Annotated in this window: 1 protein-coding gene; it reads right to left on the bottom strand. The window is 68.9% G+C overall.

The window, feature by feature from the left end; all coding sequences use genetic code 11:
* Window positions 1-671, bottom strand: a 671-nt coding sequence (locus tag ABD892_RS10205) for a calcium-binding protein (RefSeq protein ID WP_345195517.1), incomplete at both ends; no start/stop codon positions are given.

The raw sequence follows: 671 nt of genomic DNA, 5'->3' as shown, positions 1-671 counted from the left end.
GTGTCGCCATTGGCGCCGTGGGCGCCGCCGTCCAGGGTGTCATTGCCGGTCGTCGCGCCGGTGCCGCCCATCAGGATGTCATCGCCCCCGCCACCGGTCAGCACGTTGGCGCTGCTGTCACCGGTCAGGGTGTCATCGCCGCCACCGCCGGTGACGTTCTCGATGTTCTGCAGGGTATCCGTCGCGCCGAACTGGTCCGTCGCCGTGCTGCTGGTCAGGTTGATGTTGAGGTCCTGGCCCGCCGTCGCCGCGCTGTAGTCCGCCGTGTCACCGTTGGTCTCGCCGCCCTCGCCACCATTCAGGGTATCGTTGCCGGCACCGCCCACCAGGGTGTCGTCACCGCCCATCCCCATCAGTGTGTTGGCGTTGCCGTCACCGGTCAGGCTGTCGTTGCCGCTGGTGCCGGTCAGGTTCTCGATATTCTGCAGGGTGTCGCTGCCACCCTCGCTGTCCGTGGCCGAGTTCGTCGACAGGTTCGCCGTGACACCGTTGGTGCCGTCCTTGAAGGCCACCGTGTCACCGTTCACCCCGTGGGTGCCGCCGTCCAGGGTGTCGTCCCCGGCGCCGCCGGTCAGGGTGTCATCCCCCGCGCCGCCGGTCAGGGCATTGCCCACCGTCGTGCTGTCCGTGCCGGTCAGGGTGTCGTTGCCGCTGCCGCCGATCACGTTCTC

It is taken from the genome of Kistimonas scapharcae (genome assembly GCF_039540975.1).
Taxonomy (GTDB): domain Bacteria; phylum Pseudomonadota; class Gammaproteobacteria; order Pseudomonadales; family Endozoicomonadaceae; genus Kistimonas; species Kistimonas scapharcae.
This window is presented reverse-complemented; position numbering and strand designations above follow the sequence as displayed.